We start from the raw sequence: 16,758 nt of genomic DNA, 5'->3' as shown, positions 1-16,758 counted from the left end.
CCAGGATCCAAGATCAGGAATTCATAGGATTTTAGAGATCTTATTTATGTTGTTTTTCCAACATGCAGAAAATGAGAAAGAAATCATGCATGCAGGTGTCATGAAGGCAGAAAAAAGGCAGACATTTCAATCTGCCTCAGATCACTCAGTTGCGGGAGAAGAAGTTCGGAATGGTATCGTCTTCCTCTTCTTCGACACGTGCTCCGGAAGTTCCGAAGGATAATCCGCTGCTGCTCTCCACTTCCAGCCCCTTCTGATTGCTGACGGGAGAAGTCACGGCAGCCGGAGCAGCACTCGGGATCGCTTCCGGTTTCGGAAGATCGAAGCCCGTTGCGATGACGGTGACGATGATGGATTCGCCGATCTTGTCGTTGATCGCAACACCGAAGATGATATCGATATCATTGCCGGCTGCGGAACGGATATAATCCACTGCTTCCTGCGCATCGTAAGCACTCATGCTTGCGCCGCCGGTCACATTGACGATTGCCGACTTTGCACCGGTGATGGATGCTTCAAGCAGCGGGCACTGGATTGCTTTCTGAGCAGCTTCTTCTGCCTTGTTCTCGCCAGATGCCATACCGATTCCGATCAGGGCGCTTCCCTGGCCTTCCATGACAGACTTGATATCTGCGAAGTCGAGGTTGATCATTGCCGGGACTGCAATCAGATCAGTGATGGTCTGAACACCCTGACGGAGAATGTTGTCAGCTTCCTTGAATGCATCTTCAAACGGGATATGCCCGATGACTTCCAGAACTTTGTTGTTGGAGATGATGATCAGGGAGTCTACGTATTCTTTCAGCTGCTCCAGACCCTGTTCTGCCTGAACCATGCGCTTCTTGCCTTCAAAAGAGAACGGCTTTGTGACGATGCCGACGGTGAGGCAGCCGAGTTCCTTGGCGATCTTTGCAAAGAGAGGAGAAGCACCGGTACCAGTACCTCCGCCAAGACCTGCGGTAAGGAAGACCATGTCAGCTCCTTCCATTGCCTTGCGGATATCTTCTTCGCTTTCTACTGCTGCCTTGCGGCCATTATCAGGATTTCCGCCTGCACCGAGGCCAGCCTTTCCGAGCTGAATCTTATTCTGAACCGGCGAGACATCAAGTGCCTGCAGGTCGGTATTAGCGACATAGAACTCAACGCCCTGGACGCCTTCCTGAACCATGCGGTTCACAGCGTTGCTGCCTGCTCCCCCGATGCCGAACACCTTGATTCTGGCAACCTGGTTGTAAGTTAAGTCTGACATATTTCTTCCTCTCTTATTTCTTTGTATCGAAGAGAATCCCCTTCAGTTTCTTGGTGATCGTGTCTTCCGGATTGCCGGCCGCACGAGCCTCACGGTACGAAACCGATTTGATAAACGCATCCATGTCAAGACTGTTATCGGTATAACCGGTAATCGGGAGCTTGTCCTTGTATGCATAAAACAGTCCGAGGCAGGCAGTCAGGCCGGCATTTCTGCCGCCAAGTGTTTCCGGAATATAATTGCGTACCTCGCACTTCAGCTGGCGCTTCAGAAGGTCATTTAAACCCTGCATCTCGCCACCTTCACCGGTAATAATAACAGCAGTTTTTCCGGCTTGCAAGATTGGAGCGCATAATTTGGACATGGAGTCAGTCCATGCATCAACCTTAGGCTGAATGCATTCGACGAGCTGCTGCTCCGTGATCTTGCGGGCTTCGCCTTCTGCCTGCCAGATATAAACTGGATTGGCAGAATATACCTTCTCACCGAGACGCGCACTGTACTTCACGAGCTCTGCCGCATCGGCACTGTTCAGCCCGTACTGATCCACCAGGGCTCCGGCAATCGTTCCGACCCCTTCCGGATCGATGATGCAGGACGTCAGACGTCCTCTGGAAAGCAGTCCGAGCGTCGTGCTTTCCCGTTCCATCTTCAGAATGATCACGTTCTGATCCACAGCCTGTTCAAACAGCGCTGCTTCCTTCGCCGCACCATAGACATCCAGGAAGATGTCCATGACCTGAAGACCGGACTGTTCGACGCAGCCGACCAGATCAAATGCAAGCTTGCGGTCTGCACAGAGCAGATCGATCTCGACAGTCAGCTCGGAAGCCTTCTCGCCGATCGGAATCCGGCGGCTTGTGATGCCGTTGACGGTATACTTGACGCATACGGTCTGAATCAGCGCATAGGACTTGCCGATCTCCACCGACTGAGCTTTATCGATTGCCCGGCGGATATCATTCACGGTGATCTCGCCGTCGATGCCGTCGATCTGCACGGTGGACTTCAGAGAATAGCGGCGCATGTTGTAAGAAGGAATGCCGAGTATGACTCGTTCCACCTTTGCCCCGATCATCTTCCGGGCATCGTCGGCAGCCTTATGAATCGCATCGATGACTGCACCTGGATCAGCTACCTGATCATACGACATGCCTCCGCACGGAATGCGTTCTACTTTGATAATATTAAAACGGGTGTTGAAGAACTCCCCGACGATCAGACGAACTTCATGGTCACTGATTTCCAATGACGCAAATATCTGCTTATCGCTCACTGATGAAAACTCCTTCCGTCTATATGCGTTATTTTAACACAGCTGATGACTCATCGGTCTTATAAACGGAAAAATCGCATCAGCACTGCATTCCAGCGGGATTGCGGTGCTGGATTTCATGTTGCATTTCACTTTCATTCATGATAATCTTATCTAGCATTGTGAGAAAAGTAAGGAGGTGCTGGTCATGTCCAAGGTTTGTGCTGTAACTGGAAAAAAGGCGATGTCTGGAAACGCTCGTTCTCATTCTCTGCGCGCTACACGCCGCAAGTGGAACGTTAACCTGCAGAAGGTTCATATGGTAGTCGATGGAAAGCCGCAGACAGTTCGCATTTCTGCTCGTGCTCTGAAGACGCTCAAGGGCGGTGCCAGAAAGAAGGCATCTGCTCCGAAAGAAACTGCAGCAGCTGAGTAATTAAAAAAACTTCCGCAAGGAAGCTTTTTTTATGCGCAGCCGCAATCTCCGCCGCAGTCGCCGCAGCACCCGCAGGCATCCGGATTCTCCAGCATCAGCTGGCCATCCGTCACAAACAGGCGGAAGTTCTGAGAAAGCGCGTCGGTTTCCGGGTCCATGAACACGGTCATCCCGCTCACTTTCATCCGGTTCAGTTCTTCGTCTTCTCCTCTCAGCATCAGCGCAATCGATCTGCCATGGCAGGTTTCCGTCTGCTCAATGGACAGAAGCGTGCCCGGATGCTGGCTCAGAGCTTCTCTGAGCATCTGCTGTGCTTCTTCTGTGATTACCAATCTGTTTCTCCTTTCAGTCTTCTGAACGGATCATGAGCACAGTGCCCTCATGAACCGTGACAATTCCTTTTTCCTCTGAGATCCGGTTCGATAATCCGTAGAGATCTTCAAACCGGATGGTACGGTGATCCAGATCCCAGACAAATCCATTCAGGCTGATCACTGCCGGATAGACCGCAAAGAACGAGATGAAGCCATGGTTCTTTGCGCTCAGTTCATAAGTGCCAGGCAGCAATGCCCGGATGCGGTTTCTGCCGGATACCAGGATCACTTTGCCTGGAAACAGATATGCCAGCCTCAGATTCACTAATTCATGGTCGATGCGGCCGCCCAGTGCACCAGTGATGTAAAGATGCTCATAGCCTCTTGCCAATGCAGTGCGCACCGCATGCTCGCTGTCGCTGTCATCCTTGATCGGATTGAGACGGATCACTTCCTCAGCATATGCTTCGATTCTGCTGACATCGCTTTCCTGAACCGAATCAAAGTCGCCGACCGCAAGGCTCATGCGGATGCCGGCATCAGCCAGCGTCAGCGCACCGCGATCGACGCCGATGAAATCAGCAGGCTCTTCCGGCGTATAGGAAGTGCCGTTTTTCAGAACGAGGACTGCCGCCTTATTCAAGCGACTTCACTGCCTCTCTGATATTGCTGCGGAACACATAGGAACCAGCCACGAGCACATCCGCACCGGCTTCCTTGACGATCTTCGCGGTTTCGGCATTGATGCCGCCGTCGACTTCGATATGGGAAGAGAGTCCCGCTTCATCCAGCCAGCCGCGCAGCGTGCGGATGCGGTCGGCACTCTCAGGCTTGAACTTCTGGCCGCCGAAGCCAGGTTCCACCGACATGATCAGGAATACATCGAACAGAGACAGATACGGCTTCAGATATTCAATCGGGGTTGCCGGCTTGATTGAAATGCCGACGGACTTTCCGAGTTCATGAGCATGTTCTGCCATCGTGACGATCTTCGCCTTGTCTTTCACTGCTTCTTCATGGAACGTATAGTTGTCTGCCCCGGCTTCATAGAAGCGGTCCATGAAGAACTCCGGATCATTGATCATGACGTGAACATCCATGAACAGATCACTTGCTTTGCGGAATCCTTTCAGGATATCCGGTCCGAAGGTCAGGTTCGGCACGAAGCTTCCGTCCATGACATCGAAGTGGAGCCATTTCGCCCCGGATTCATTGAGTTCCCTTGTCTCTTGTTCCATGCGGCTGTAGTCCATGGAAAGCACAGATGGTGCAATCAGCGTCTGTTTCATCAGTAAGTCTCCTTCCGATCCTGGATCAGTTCCAGGACACCAAGATAATCTTCATATCGTACCTGCGGGATCTTCCCCGCAGCCACTGCTTCTTTCACGGCACAGCCCGGCTCATTCTGATGCACGCAGTCATTGAAGCGGCACTTCGAGAGATACGGGCGGAATTCCAGCACCGACTCAGCCAGATCCGTTTCATCCATCTTCGAGAAATCCAGGGAGCTGAAGCCCGGCGTATCTGCAACCAGTCCCCCTGCCACCGGATGAAGCTCGCTGTGGCGGGTCGTGTGCTTGCCTCTGCCGAGGGCTTTCGAGATTTCCTGGGTTGCAAGATGAAACGTCGGATCCAGCGTATTGAGCAGCGTGGATTTCCCGGCACCGCTCTGGCCGGTCAGCACGGTGACCTTGTCTTTCAGAATCGATCCGAGTTCCGGATCAAGCGAATCTTTCTGCGTCCGGATGACGCGCATCGGCCCAGCTTCATATTCGCGGATGCGGGCTTCGGTTTCTTCCGTGATTCCGAGGTCGCATTTCGTTACGCACAGCAGCGGTTCAATGCCGGCATTCACGATCAGAAACGAGAGGCGGTCAATCAGCACGCATGAGAAATCAGGATCCTTCACGCTCATGACGATGAGCGCCTGATCGATGTTGGCACAGCGCGGCCGGATCAGATGGTTCTTCCGAGGTTCGATCGATTCAATGCCCCAGACGCCATCCCGGCAGACTGCGTCGACCAGATCGCCGATGACCGGCTTATCCTGCAGCCGTACTTTGCCCATAGCAACCGCGAGAATGCGGGTGCCATCTTCCATCTGCAGCGTATAGTCCTTGGAAAGGATGCGGACAATCCTTGCTCTCATTCGTTCCCCTGTTTCTCAATAATAATACAGAATGACATAGTTATCTTCTTTCTGCGTGAATTCGCTGCCGGCCTGCGGATCGGAACTGATCACAACACCAGTCTGCAGGTTGCCGATCTCTTCTTCAGTCAGGCTGGACGTGTCCAGGTTCGAAGTCAGCACCTTGACCCCGAGGGCCTCGAGCTCTGCGGTGGCTTCCTCAATGGTCTTGCCATTCAGGTCATCCGGGATCGTGATCGTCGGATAGCTTGCATAGACCAGCGTCACTTCGCTCGCTGCTTCCGGGTTGAACATCGTTCCGGCGGCCATGCCGTCCTGCGAGATCACGGTTCCGGGAGTCTTCGAGTCATCCTGTGCTTCTTCCGTTTTCACCTGCATGCTCGGATAATTCTGTGCGATGTCATTCATCGCATCATTGATATTCCAGCCGGAATAGTCCTTCATCGTCACGCCGATGCCGCTGGAGACGGTCACGGTGATTTCCGTTCCTTCTTCGACGGTAGTGCCGCCATCCGGAGAACTGGAAATGATCTGTCCCTTCTCGGTATTTTCTGTCAGCGTATAAGTGACATTATCGGTATTCAGGACAAGATCCTGTTCTTCGCAGAGCGTTCTGGCATCCGCCAGAGTCAATCCGATCAGCTGCGGAACTTCCCGCTCCTTACTGGCAGGGTTCAGGATGCCGCTGGCATTCAGTGCCAGATAGATTCCCGAAACGCCAAGCAGGCAGAGCAGCACGATCAGAATGATGAACAGCGGCTTGTTGCCCTTCGGTTTCTTCCCGACGGCAGGATGAGATACCCGGGATGGTTCTTCGGTTTCTTCCCTGACAGGACGGTTCTTTCTGGAAGGAGTTCGGACTGGTTCTTTCTCTTCCTCGAGGTCTTCGAGACTTTTATGAGACACCTTCGGCAGATAGAGCTTCGGTTCATTCAGCCGCTCCGGTCTGAGACAAGTGCGGATGTCTTCCAGCATCTCATTGCAGGAACGATAGCGCTGAGCCGGATCCTTGGCAGTTGCCCGGATGATCACATTTTCCAGAGACTGCGGAATCGAAGGATTGATGGCGCGGGCAGATGGCATTTCATTCTTCATCTGCATCAGCGCAACCTGAACGGCACTGTCTGCCTTGAATGGAACATCTCCCGTCAGCATCTCAAAGAGAACGATGCCAAGGGCATAGATATCGGACTGAGCCGTTGCGCTTTCGCCTCTTGCCAGCTCCGGGGCAAGGTAGTGGACCGAGCCCATGACATTATTTGCCTGGGTCAGCTGTATCGATCCTTTAGCCAGCGCGATGCCGAAGTCAAGGATCTTCACGGATCCGTCTGATTTCACGATGACGTTCTGCGGCTTGATATCGCGGTGGATGATCCCTCTGCGATGAGCTTCCGCAGTAGCCGAGAGCAGCTGCTTCATGATGTCAACTGCTTCTTCCTTGAGCAGTGCGCCCCTCTGCTGGATGACTTTCTTCAGCGTCTTTCCGGGGACGTATTCCATCACGATGTAATGGTGGCCTTTATACTCGCCGACATCATAGATCTCGACAATATTCGGATGCGAAAGCGCGGTCGCCGCCTGGGCTTCGCGTTCAAAGCGCAGCACGGAAACCGCATCCGTGCAAAGTTCCGAACGCAGGATCTTGATCGCAACCTGACGATTCAGAATCGTATCGACGGCTAGAAATACATCGGCCATGCCGCCCTGGCCGATATGCTGGAAGACTTCATAGCGGTTGGCAATCAGATTCTTAGAATTGCTCATGGGCTTCGTCTCCTTCCAGGTCAATCAGGATGGCAGTGATATTGTCATAGCCGCCGGCATCCATCGCTGCCTGATACAGCCGGCGCACCCGCAGTGCAGGATCGGTTTCACGGTCGAGCACGATCGTGCGGATCACGGATTCTTCCACATAGCCATGCAGCCCATCGCTGCAGATCAGAAATCCGCTGAGTTCTTCGTTATGCACGAAAATGTCCGCATGAACTTTCTCCCAGACTCCCAGCGCATTGGTCAGCACATTCTTGCGGGGAAACTTCTCTGCCTGCTCCGGCGTGAGCTCTCCTTGTTTCAGCATATCGTTGACCAGCGTATGGTCTTCGGTCAGAAGCCGGAAATATCCTGCGGAGGTATAGCTGTACGTCCGGGAATCACCGATGTTGACAACATATCGGCCATGTTTCGTGATCAGCACGCCGCTGAGGGTCGTGCCCATGCCATGCAGTTCCGGCATATTCCTGCCGGTCTCGAAGATCCTGGCATTGGCGGAATCCACCTGTTCTCTCACCCAGGCTTCGGTTTCTTCTGCCGAGCTGAAGCCTTCGTTTTCCGAGAATGCCATCGAGAAATACGATACGGCGATCCGGCTGGCCACATCGCCGCCCTTGCCGCCGCCGATGCCATCGCAGACCATCGCAAAAACATCGCCGGTCTGGTTTGTGGCGATCACATAGCTATCCTGATTGGAACGGCGGAGCTTGCCGCGGTCAGTGATCCCGTAGTATTTCACTGTGGAAGCTTCCCTTCATGCTTCGCACGCAGCTGTCCGCAAGCCGCATCGATGTCTTCCCCATGCCGGGTGCGGAGCGTTGCCTTCACGCCATGCTTCATCAGCACGTCATAGAAATGCAGAGACGTCTTCGCGTCCGTCGTGCGGAAGCCATTCTCATCGACTTCGTTATAAGGGATCAGATTCACATAGGCATTCATGCCCCGGATCAGATCTGCCAGCTGAATGGCCATGGCATCGCTGTCATTGACGCCCTTCAGCAGAATATATTCAAACGTCAGCCGCCGGTTGTTCTGGCTGCTGTATTCCTTCAGTGCCGCCATCAGTTCAGGCAGCGGATAAGCCTGATCGATCGGCATCAGCTGCCGGCGCAGCTCATCATTCGGCGCATGCAGGGAAATCGCCAGGTTGTACTGATAATGACCAGCCGCAAATTCGCGGATCTTCGGCACGACGCCGCAGGTGCTGATCGTGATATGTCTGGCGCCGATGGCAAGGCCATGGTCGCTGTTGATGATGCTGCAGAAATCCATGATATTGTCATAGTTGTCAAACGGCTCGCCGGTTCCCATCAGCACGACATTGTCAACCCGCTTTTCTTCGGCATCCAGTTCTTTCTGGATATACATGATCTCCCCGGTGATTTCGCCAGCGGTCAGATTGCGCTGCTTCTTCAGAAGACCAGATGCGCAGAATGCACAGCCCATGCTGCAGCCGACTTCCGTGCTCACGCATACGCTTTCACCGAACACGAAATGCATCAGGACGGTCTCGATCGTCGAGCCATCCTGAAGTTCAAACAGATATTTCGCTGTGCCGTCCTTGGCAGTCTGCTTCTCCAGCAGCTTCACCGGCATGATGCAGTAGCGCTCTTTCAGCGTCTCAATCAGAGATGCCGGCAGATCCGTCATCTCGGAAAAATCTTCTGCCCGCTTGCGGTAAAGCCAGGTATACAGCTGTTTTGCCCGATATGGTTTCTGGCCCAGTTCCTTCAGCATTACCGTCATCTGGTCCAGTGTCAAATCATAGATAGTCTGCATAAGTGTTATTTATTTTACCATAGCACTCCCCGTTTTGGTGAGGACTGCCGCATAGAAGCCATCACTTTCCAGTTCATACGGAAACCAGGTTTTTTCTGAGATCCTCTCGAATTCCGGATGCCGTTTCAGAAACGTATTCACCTGGTTCTCATTCTCCTTGCGATTCAGCGTGCACGTGCTGTACACCATTCTGCCGCCCTTCTTCAGATACGCAGCCGCATTCTCGAGAATCGAAGCCTGCAGCTTCGTCAGCTCATCCAGGCTCTCCGGCGTGACATGCATGCGGATCTCCGGCTTATGCGAAAGATCGCCAAGCCCCGAACATGGCGCATCGACGAGAATCCGGTCCATGGATTCCGGCTCCATTCCCATAATCGGCTTCGAGGCATCCGCTGCTCGGCAGGAAACGATCGAGACTCCGGTCTTCACCATAAGCTGTTCAATCAGCTTCACCCGCTCTTCATGGAGATCCAGGGCTGTGATCATTCCCTGGTTCTTCATCTCAGAGGCAATCTCCTGGGTCTTGGTGCCAGGGGCTGCACAGGCATCCAGCACGCACATGCCTGGTTCCGCTTCCAGCAGCCGTCCGACTGCCTGCGAGGCCCGATCCTGGATGAGCACCTTCCCTTCATCAAACCACGAAGTTTCCGTCAGGATGCCGTCATACGTAAAGCAGTCTGCTTCCAGGAAATGAACCTTCCGGTCTGAGAACAGTTCTTCCCTGCTGATCTTCAGCGGATTGCGGCGGCCGTAGACAATTGGCCTCTGCTGATCTGCTTCGGCAATCTTCACTGCATTCTCCATCCCGTAATGCGCGCTCCACAGCTTCAATAACCAGAGCGGATGAGAAGTCTCAAATGCCATCCGTTCCAGTTCATCATGAAACTCCGGGGCGATCATGCCCCGCTTCTGCACCTTATGAAGTACGGCATTGACGAATCCCTTCTCTTTTTCTGAAACCAGAGAACACGCCTCATTGATCACAGCATAATCCGGAATGCGGTCGAGAAAGAACAGCTGGTACACACTCATATTCAGAAGTACTGCCGTCTTCTGCTTCACATGCGAAGCAAGGTCTTCCCATTGATAGATGAGTCTTGTGTAATTGCGCAGCGTTCCGTAGACGATCTCGCTGATCAGCGAACGGTCTTCTCTGGAATAGCCTTCCATTCCTCTCAGGATCAGACTTGCATAGCCATGTTCCAGAACGATGCGGTTCAATGCCTTCCAGGCATAAGCTCTTGCACTTTCCATATCAGTCCAGGGTCATCGGATTCACATCGATCCGGATGTCCTTTGCCTTTCTGTATTCCTCCGTACGGAATAATGCCCGTACGTCTTTTCTCATCTCTTCAAGATCTCTGCCCTTCAGAAGAATCCGGAACCGGAAGCGATCCTGGATTTTCAGAAGCGTGATCACGCCGATCGTCTTGTAAGTCCCGTGCAGAGAATTCTTCAGCCAGAGCGCGGTGCGGTTTCCGGCAGCCTCATCTGCATCAGATACCGTGATTGCGATCAGATACGTATACGGCGGATACATGCCCGCATGGCGGAACTGCATCTCTTTGGCAAAGAAGGTGTCATAGTCCTGATGAGCAGCACACTGCACGGCATAGTGATCGGGGTCGAACACCTGCAGGACCACTTCGCCCGGTTCTTCGCTTCTGCCGCTGCGGCCGGATGCCTGCATCAGGAGATCAAACGTCAGCTCACAGCTGCGATAGTCCGTATGGCTGAGGCCTTCGTCTCCATTCAGGATGCCGACCAGCGTCACATCCGGATAGTCCAGTCCTTTGGCAATCATCTGGGTTCCGAGCAGAATATCTGCCTCATGCCGGCCGAAGGCATTCAGGATCTTCGCATGGGCATTCTTCCTGCCGGTCGTATCTGCATCCATGCGCAGAATCGAAGCTTCAGGAAAAGCAGCCTGCACTTCCTGCTCGAGTTTCTCCGTGCCGAAGCCGTAGGCAGAATAGCCTTCCCGGGCTCCGCAGGATGGGCAGACAGCGGGAACCCGCATCTGATAGCCGCAGGTATGGCATTTGAGCAGATGCTCCTGACGATGATAAGACAATGCAAGATCGCAATGCGGGCACATCAGAACTTCCTGACATGCGCAGCAGCGCAGCGAAGTGCTGTAGCCTCTGCGGTTCAATAGGAGAATCACCTGCTGATGGCGGGCAAGCCGTTCCTGGATCTTCTGCTTCAGTTCATTGCTGAGGATATACGACTCCCCTCTTTTCATAGCTTCTTTCAGAGGGATAATCGTGACTTCCGGCAGGGTATCGTTGATCCGATGATCCAGCGTGACCAGATGATAGACATGCTTCAGGGCTCTGGCATAGCTTTCCAGAGCCGGTGTCGCTGAGCCGAGGACGACTTTGCAATGATGATAGGCACCGCGGTGAATGGCGATATCGCGGCAATGATAAGCCGGCTGATTTTCCTGTTTGTAAGACGTATCCTGCTCTTCGTCCATCACAATGAGTCCGAGATTCTGAAATGGCAGAAATACCGAAGATCTCGTGCCGACCACGACTCTGGCGCGGCCGGAGCGGACCATGCGGTACTGCTCATATTTCTCCTGGGGGTTGAGGCCGCTGTGGTAGATGGCAAGCTCTGTCCCGAAGCGGCTGCTGACGCGTTCAATCATCTGCGGGGTCAGGCTGATCTCCGGCACGAGAATCAGCACCTGCCTGCCTTCTGAAAGCGCGTCTTCCGCCAGGTGCAGATAGACCTCGGTCTTGCCGCTGCCAGTAACTCCGCGCAGCAGGAAAACCATATCCGGACTCGTTCTGATCTCATCATAGACACTTTGCTGGTCTTTCGTCAGAGGCAGCGGCTCTGAAGGATGTTCCGAAACAGTTTCTGCTGCTTCTTTTTCTTTTGTCTCGAGATGAATGGCACCCTTTTCGATCAGCGCTCTGGCCTGGTTCGGATACTGCTTTCTGAGATCGCTGTAGCGAAGCGGCTGATGGTTTTTCACATACTGAAAAGCCTCCAGCTGCTTCGGAGTCAGACTGAACTCTCCCTCGGAAAGCACTGCCCAGTGTTCCATGACGACCCTGGCATTGCTGGTGATGGGCTTGATCTTTCCCGGCAGCATTGCCTGGAAGCAAGATATCGTCGTCGAAAGCGTCGTGTTCTTCATCCATAAAGCAAGGTCATGGAGTTCCGGAGTGATCAGGCTTTCCTGATCGAGAACAGACAGCACCGGTTTCAGACGGCAGTGCAGCCTGGCCTCGGCCTGCTCAAGAGTTTCATCGGTTTCTTCGCACGATTCCACAAATCCTGTCACTTCGCGGTGAGCAAAGTTCACGCGAACGCGCATACCGCATTCTGCAGGTTCGTCTGAAGTATATGTAAATGGCTGATCGATCTGCCGGACAGGATGTTCAATCCAGCAGGAAATGAGATACATAGGCGTCCTCCGGAACTATTCTAGCGTAATTGCATCACGCCTGCATTCCGTTTTATACTTAGGCATTATCGGAGGTATTCTCTTATGGAACAGAAACGCAGATTCACGATCGGGTTTATCGGTCTTGGACATATGGGGCTTGCCATTGCCAGAGGAGCTGCAACCAAAGAGTACGTGGAACGCTATGAGATTGCGGTCTATGACCCCTCTGTCCGCACGGCGAAGCTCTGTCAGGAAGAAAGCTTCACGCAGCTGAACAGCGAGAAAGAAGTGGCAGAGAGCTGCCATATCGTACTGCTGGCAGTCACTCCTCAGCATATTGAAGAAGTGCTGGATCATCTGAAAGGTGCAGACATCCAGTGCCTGCTTTCCATCGTGACCGGCGTATCCATCGGCCATCTGCAGGAGAAGCTCGGCAAGGTTCCGGTGATCCGGGCAATGCCGAATACGCCGCTGCAGATCGGGGAAGGGGCTACCGCTCTCTGCATGTCAGAGAACTGCCCGGCAGATGATTATGACTTCGTATTCAAGCTGTTTTCCAGCATGGGGCTTGCCCGCACGCTGAAGGAATCGCAGCTGACCGAAGCAGTAGCGCTCAATGGCAGCACCCCTGCTTATTTCTACTATGTGGTGCAGTGTCTGATGGAAGATGCGGTAGAACGCGGCATTGATGAAGAAGCTGCCCGGGCGCTGATCGTGCAGACGATGATCGGTTCCGGAAAGCTGCTGCAGGAGAACAGAACAAAGCCGCTGGCAGATATGATCGATGAAGTATGCACGAAAGGCGGCACGACGATTGAGGCAATTCAGTCTCTGAAAGACCAGAACCTGAAGAACGTATTCCATGAAGCGGATGAGAAGTGCATTCATCGGGCAGAAGAACTTGGAAATCACTGAGCGAAAATTTTTCAGAAAATGCTTGACATGTTTCTGAAAAATAATTATAACAAACGCAACAGCAATGATGAGGAAAAGTATCCAGCTGAAGCAGCAAAGTGAGCAGCGGAACAGTGAGAACCCTGCCTGCTGACCTGGTGAAAGAACCCCTCGGAGCTTCGGCTCGAACGAGTGCATGCTCTAGTAGAACCCGACGGAGGCAGCCCGTTAGCAAACTGCTTGGCTATGGTAGTAGGCAAAAAGTGATCGGCATTGCCGGTAATCTGGGTGGCACCGCGGAGTACAGTCCTTCGTCCCAAGTATCAGGGATGAAGGACTGTTTGTTTTTTCCGGAGGTCAGATATGTGCGGAATACTGGTAACAACCGATCCGAAAACGGATCAGAACGCATTTGAAAAAGGATTGGCAGAACTGAAGGACCGCGGCCCGGATATGGGCAGGATCATAGTTCTGAAAGGAAAAGGCATTCTCGGATTCCAGCGGCTTTCCATCATGGGACTGGATGAAACCGGAATGCAGCCATTTGAGAAAGATGGTTCGTATGTCGTATGCAATGGCGAGCTGTACGGATTCAGACCAGTCAGGAAAGAACTGGAAGCGGAAGGATACGCCTTCCGTTCGGACAGCGACTGTGAGATCATTCTTCCTCTTTATGAGAAATACGGAACTGGCATGTTCAATCATCTGGACAGCGAATATGCCATGGTCATCTATGACGCGAAGAAGGACTCCTTCATCGCGAGTCGCGATCCGATCGGAATCCGGCCGATGTTCTACGGCTATACCGAGAACGGAAAGATCTGCTTCGGCAGCACGCCGGCAAGTCTGATGCCGATTGCGCATGACATTCATGCATTCCCTCCGGGAACGTATTATGAAGATGGCAGATTCATTCCTTATACGACCATCTGGCATGCGGAAGAGACTTCTTCCGATGATCTGGAGCCCGCATGCAAGAAGATTCATGACAAGCTCACGGATGGGGTTCTGAAGCGTCTGGATGCGGATGCCCCGATCGGGTTCCTGCTCTCCGGCGGTCTTGACAGCTCGCTGGTCTGCGCAATTGCGCAGAAAGCCTGCAGCAAGCCGATCAGAACCTTTGCGATCGGCATGGATGTTGATGCGATCGACCTGAAGTATGCAAGAGAAGTCGCCGAATACATCGGCAGCGATCATACCGAGATCACGATGACGAAACAGGAAGTTCTGGACGCCCTGCCGGAAGTGATCAGGGTTCTGGGAACCTGGGATATCACGACGATCCGGGCCAGCATGGGCATGTACCTGCTCTGCAAGAAGATTCATGAAACCACGGATGTGCATGTGCTCTATACCGGAGAGATCAGCGATGAGCTCTTCGGATACAAATATACGGATTTTGCACCAGATGCAGAATCATTCCAGCTGGAAGCGGAAAAGCGCATCCGGGAGCTGCATTACTATGATGTGCTTCGTGCAGACCGCTGCATTTCCAGCAATTCCATGGAAGGACGTGTCCCCTTCGGAGATCTGGCGTTTGTCCGCTATGTCATGAGCATCGATCCGGAGCTGAAGCGCAACCATTACCATATGGGCAAGTATCTGCTGAGACATGCATTCGAAAAAGATGAGATTCTTCCGAAAGATATCCTCTTCCGCGACAAAGCTGCCTTCAGTGATGCAGTCGGTCATTCCCTCGCAGATGATCTCAAAGAGTTCGCGGAACAGAAATACAGCGATCAGGCCTTTGAAGAAGGATGCCGGAAATACTCGTGGTGCCCTCCTTATACCAAGGAATCCCTGATGTACCGTGATATCTTCGAATCATTCTATCCAGGCATGGATGATATGATTCCTGCTTACTGGCTTCCGAACCAGACCTGGAAAGGATGCCAGGTTACCGATCCGAGTGCCCGCTATCTTTCTAACTACGGTGCTTCCGGAATCTGATCAGTCCGCCTTCCCTCGAAAAGACTCCGGAGAAATGATCCGGAGCCTTTTTTCTGATTCTGTTCCTGAAAAATCAATCCCTATTTCCGGATCGATGCCTCATATTCATCCAGCAGGTTCTGAGCTTCTGAAAGGTTCCGCAGGTATTCTAAGCCGATTGTCATCAGCTGATCGCCCATTCTGACGCAATGATGCCTGGCAATCCGGATCATCGTCCCCGCAGGCAGATCAGGCTTCATAGCCGCCAAAAAGCGGAATGATCAGCTGCTCATTTAAAAAAGCTGATCCATACAAAAGATCAGCTTTCATTAATTCTGCCCATGACAGCCAAAGCTAATGCTTCTCAAGAATCGTGTCATAGCTTCTTCTGCAGCCTGCAAAGCTTTCCTGCCAGAGATGCGTCTCGATTGCAGAGACCATCAGATTCAGACTGCCGGCAAATTGTGCAAGCAGTGAAGTGCTGCCGATGATGCCGAATCCTTTCCCGTATTTCCGGCAGAGATCCGCAACCTTCCGGATCCCCTCAATCTCATCTTCACTCTGAATCACATCCGGATGTCCAGATGAAATCGCAAGATCTGCCGGACCGATGATGGCCGCATCAATTCCTTCCGTTTTCAGAATAGCTTCTGCATTCCGGATCCCTTCCACCGTCTCAATCTGCGCAATTGCAATGGTCCGCTGGTTGTCTTCCTGCATATGGAAAGAGTGGTTTCCGGAACTGGCATAGCCGGTATGTGCACCGCCGGAATAGCTTCTTCTTCCAAGCGGCGGATACTTCGCCCAATCGGCCAGTTTCCTTGCCTGTTCTGCACTTTCCATCATCGGCACCATAACGCCCGATGCCCCGAAGTCCAGGATTCTGGATACCCATGCCCTGCTCAGTTCCGGGACTCTTACAATTGAGGGAAGATCCAGGGCATTTCCGCAGAGCATCAGATCATGCAGTTTCTCATACGGAATGATGCCATGCTCGCAATCATACAGGACGAAGTCCAGACCGGACTGTTTCGCGACATAGAGCACTGCGGGGCTGTCAGAGAACTGAATCAGAACCCCTCCGAGCGGCTTTTCCATCATCCGCTGCTTCAGATTGATCTCAGTCATTTTTTCTCAGAATCCTCCAGGTCATCGTTTTTCATCATTGCATAAAGCATCAGAAGAATTCCCGGCACCAGCATGGTGACCGCATTCGTCAGAACGATTGAAGATAAGGACTGACTTGCAGTCAGCGGATTATACGTACGGAAATCACGGAAGGTAACTGCCGAGAAGATCACGAACAGAATAGAACTCAGGAGATACATCATGTTGATCTGCAGGCGCAGATCAAAGCTGACTTTCTTTTTCATTATGGTCTCCTTTCTGATTGATTCATTATATTACAAGAAAACAATTTTCCTTCATCGAATGCCCGGAATATGCAAAAACCGCATTTCTGCGGTTTCGTGATGGTGGTCGGTATGGGATTCGAACCCATGACCCCACCCCTGTGAAGGGTATGCTCTCCCGCTGAGCTAACCAACCATGCCTAGATAGTTTACCATAGACAGGATGGT

General features: G+C 52.6%; 17 protein-coding genes, 1 tRNA gene and 1 other annotated feature. Of the genes, 3 read left to right on the top strand and 15 right to left on the bottom strand.

Features of this window, described 5'->3' with window-relative positions:
• Positions 1–145: 145 nt before the first annotated feature.
• Together ftsZ and C7E00_RS07045 are read right to left on the bottom strand one after the other, a co-directional pair.
• Positions 146–1,249: a cell division protein FtsZ gene (gene ftsZ / locus C7E00_RS07050; protein ID WP_105303620.1), complete on the bottom strand. Its 1,104-nt coding sequence runs from the start codon at positions 1,247–1,249 to the stop codon at positions 146–148.
• A 13-nt stretch (positions 1,250–1,262) separates the two neighbouring features.
• The gene (locus tag C7E00_RS07045; protein WP_105303619.1) at positions 1,263–2,525 is read right to left on the bottom strand and encodes a cell division protein FtsA; all 1,263 of its coding nucleotides are present in this window, start codon (positions 2,523–2,525) and stop codon (positions 1,263–1,265) included.
• A 187-nt stretch (positions 2,526–2,712) separates the two neighbouring features.
• Here C7E00_RS07045 and rpmB point away from each other — a divergent pair, with 187 nt between their 5' ends.
• Positions 2,713–2,940 carry a 50S ribosomal protein L28 gene (gene rpmB / locus C7E00_RS07040; RefSeq protein WP_105303618.1) on the top strand — a complete coding sequence of 76 codons (228 nt, stop codon included), beginning with the start codon at positions 2,713–2,715 and terminating at the stop codon, positions 2,938–2,940.
• A gap of 29 nt (positions 2,941–2,969) precedes the next feature.
• On the opposite strand, the gene C7E00_RS07035 is transcribed toward rpmB, so the two are convergent.
• Genes C7E00_RS07035 through priA form a run of 9 tightly spaced genes read right to left on the bottom strand, consistent with a single transcriptional unit; the run spans position 2,970 to position 12,373 of the window.
• Positions 2,970–3,272 (bottom strand): hypothetical protein, encoded by a 303-nt coding sequence (locus C7E00_RS07035; RefSeq protein ID WP_105303617.1) that lies wholly within the window; start codon positions 3,270–3,272, stop codon positions 2,970–2,972.
• Positions 3,273–3,285: 13 nt separating this feature from the next.
• The gene (locus tag C7E00_RS07030; RefSeq protein WP_105303616.1) at positions 3,286–3,897 is read right to left on the bottom strand and encodes a thiamine diphosphokinase; all 612 of its coding nucleotides are present in this window, start codon (positions 3,895–3,897) and stop codon (positions 3,286–3,288) included.
• On the bottom strand, positions 3,890–4,543 hold the full coding sequence (rpe, locus tag C7E00_RS07025; RefSeq protein ID WP_105303615.1) for a ribulose-phosphate 3-epimerase: 654 nt from the start codon (positions 4,541–4,543) through the stop codon (positions 3,890–3,892). Before rpe ends, C7E00_RS07030 begins: the two co-directional genes overlap by 8 nt.
• Positions 4,543–5,403, bottom strand: coding sequence for a ribosome small subunit-dependent GTPase A (gene rsgA, locus C7E00_RS07020; RefSeq protein ID WP_105303614.1), 861 nt, complete (start codon positions 5,401–5,403; stop codon positions 4,543–4,545). The genes rpe and rsgA overlap by 1 nt, the downstream gene beginning before the upstream one ends.
• 15 nt (positions 5,404–5,418) lie before the next feature.
• A complete protein-coding gene (gene pknB, locus C7E00_RS07015; protein ID WP_105303613.1) occupies positions 5,419–7,167 on the bottom strand; it encodes a Stk1 family PASTA domain-containing Ser/Thr kinase in 1,749 nt (582 codons plus the stop codon).
• Positions 7,154–7,912, bottom strand: coding sequence for a Stp1/IreP family PP2C-type Ser/Thr phosphatase (locus C7E00_RS07010; RefSeq protein ID WP_105303612.1), 759 nt, complete (start codon positions 7,910–7,912; stop codon positions 7,154–7,156). The genes pknB and C7E00_RS07010 overlap by 14 nt, the downstream gene beginning before the upstream one ends.
• Positions 7,909–8,952, bottom strand: a complete 1,044-nt coding sequence (gene rlmN / locus C7E00_RS07005) for a dual-specificity RNA methyltransferase RlmN (protein ID WP_105303611.1) — start codon at positions 8,950–8,952, stop codon at positions 7,909–7,911. Before rlmN ends, C7E00_RS07010 begins: the two co-directional genes overlap by 4 nt.
• Before the next feature lie 9 nt (positions 8,953–8,961).
• Positions 8,962–10,206, bottom strand: coding sequence for a 16S rRNA (cytosine(967)-C(5))-methyltransferase RsmB (gene rsmB / locus C7E00_RS07000; RefSeq protein WP_105303610.1), 1,245 nt, complete (start codon positions 10,204–10,206; stop codon positions 8,962–8,964).
• A 1-nt stretch (position 10,207) separates the two neighbouring features.
• The gene (priA, locus tag C7E00_RS06995; RefSeq protein ID WP_105303609.1) at positions 10,208–12,373 is read right to left on the bottom strand and encodes a replication restart helicase PriA; all 2,166 of its coding nucleotides are present in this window, start codon (positions 12,371–12,373) and stop codon (positions 10,208–10,210) included.
• An 84-nt stretch (positions 12,374–12,457) separates the two neighbouring features.
• On the opposite strand from priA, the gene proC reads away from it, so the two are divergent.
• Complete coding sequence (gene proC, locus C7E00_RS06990) at positions 12,458–13,270, top strand: pyrroline-5-carboxylate reductase (protein WP_105303608.1); 813 nt, start codon at positions 12,458–12,460, stop codon at positions 13,268–13,270.
• 55 nt (positions 13,271–13,325) lie between these two features.
• Positions 13,326–13,571, top strand: a binding site (T-box leader).
• A 41-nt stretch (positions 13,572–13,612) separates the two neighbouring features.
• Complete coding sequence (gene asnB, locus C7E00_RS06985; RefSeq protein WP_105303607.1) at positions 13,613–15,199, top strand: asparagine synthase B; 1,587 nt, start codon at positions 13,613–13,615, stop codon at positions 15,197–15,199.
• 80 nt (positions 15,200–15,279) lie between these two features.
• Here asnB and C7E00_RS16185 read toward each other — a convergent pair whose 3' ends face one another.
• The 4 genes from C7E00_RS16185 to C7E00_RS06970 all read right to left on the bottom strand — a co-directional run bounded on the left by C7E00_RS16185 (position 15,280) and on the right by C7E00_RS06970 (position 16,726).
• Positions 15,280–15,438, bottom strand: coding sequence for a hypothetical protein (locus C7E00_RS16185; protein ID WP_167836508.1), 159 nt, complete (start codon positions 15,436–15,438; stop codon positions 15,280–15,282).
• Positions 15,439–15,532: 94 nt separating this feature from the next.
• Complete coding sequence (locus C7E00_RS06980; RefSeq protein WP_239928541.1) at positions 15,533–16,306, bottom strand: HpcH/HpaI aldolase family protein; 774 nt, start codon at positions 16,304–16,306, stop codon at positions 15,533–15,535.
• Positions 16,303–16,551 carry a hypothetical protein gene (locus C7E00_RS06975; RefSeq protein ID WP_105303606.1) on the bottom strand — a complete coding sequence of 83 codons (249 nt, stop codon included), beginning with the start codon at positions 16,549–16,551 and terminating at the stop codon, positions 16,303–16,305. The genes C7E00_RS06980 and C7E00_RS06975 overlap by 4 nt, the downstream gene beginning before the upstream one ends.
• A gap of 100 nt (positions 16,552–16,651) precedes the next feature.
• A tRNA-Val gene (locus C7E00_RS06970) sits at positions 16,652–16,726 on the bottom strand.
• Between the last annotated feature and the right edge of the window lie 32 nt (positions 16,727–16,758).

The sequence above is a fragment of the Anaerolactibacter massiliensis genome (assembly GCF_900290205.1).
GTDB classification, from domain to species: Bacteria; Bacillota_I; Bacilli_A; order Erysipelotrichales; family Erysipelotrichaceae; genus Bulleidia; species Bulleidia intestinalis.
The sequence above is the reverse complement of the archived record's forward strand: the minus strand, read 5'-3'. Positions and strand labels throughout refer to the sequence as shown.

Excerpts from the sequence above, each read along its gene's own strand:
- ftsZ (WP_105303620.1), bottom strand. The coding sequence starts at position 1,249 with ATGTCAGACTTAACTTACAACCAGGTTGCCAGAATCAAGGTGTTCGGC.
- pknB (WP_105303613.1), bottom strand. The coding sequence starts at position 7,167 with ATGAGCAATTCTAAGAATCTGATTGCCAACCGCTATGAAGTCTTCCAG.
- rsgA (WP_105303614.1), bottom strand. The coding sequence starts at position 5,403 with ATGAGAGCAAGGATTGTCCGCATCCTTTCCAAGGACTATACGCTGCAG.
- rpe (WP_105303615.1), bottom strand. The coding sequence starts at position 4,543 with ATGAAACAGACGCTGATTGCACCATCTGTGCTTTCCATGGACTACAGC.
- C7E00_RS06980 (WP_239928541.1), bottom strand. The coding sequence starts at position 16,306 with ATGACTGAGATCAATCTGAAGCAGCGGATGATGGAAAAGCCGCTCGGA.
- C7E00_RS06975 (WP_105303606.1), bottom strand. The coding sequence starts at position 16,551 with ATGAAAAAGAAAGTCAGCTTTGATCTGCGCCTGCAGATCAACATGATG.
- rsmB (WP_105303610.1), bottom strand. The coding sequence starts at position 10,206 with ATGGAAAGTGCAAGAGCTTATGCCTGGAAGGCATTGAACCGCATCGTT.
- asnB (WP_105303607.1), top strand. The coding sequence starts at position 13,613 with ATGTGCGGAATACTGGTAACAACCGATCCGAAAACGGATCAGAACGCA.
- priA (WP_105303609.1), bottom strand. The coding sequence starts at position 12,373 with ATGTATCTCATTTCCTGCTGGATTGAACATCCTGTCCGGCAGATCGAT.
- proC (WP_105303608.1), top strand. The coding sequence starts at position 12,458 with ATGGAACAGAAACGCAGATTCACGATCGGGTTTATCGGTCTTGGACAT.
- rpmB (WP_105303618.1), top strand. The coding sequence starts at position 2,713 with ATGTCCAAGGTTTGTGCTGTAACTGGAAAAAAGGCGATGTCTGGAAAC.
- rlmN (WP_105303611.1), bottom strand. The coding sequence starts at position 8,952 with ATGCAGACTATCTATGATTTGACACTGGACCAGATGACGGTAATGCTG.
- C7E00_RS16185 (WP_167836508.1), bottom strand. The coding sequence starts at position 15,438 with ATGAAGCCTGATCTGCCTGCGGGGACGATGATCCGGATTGCCAGGCAT.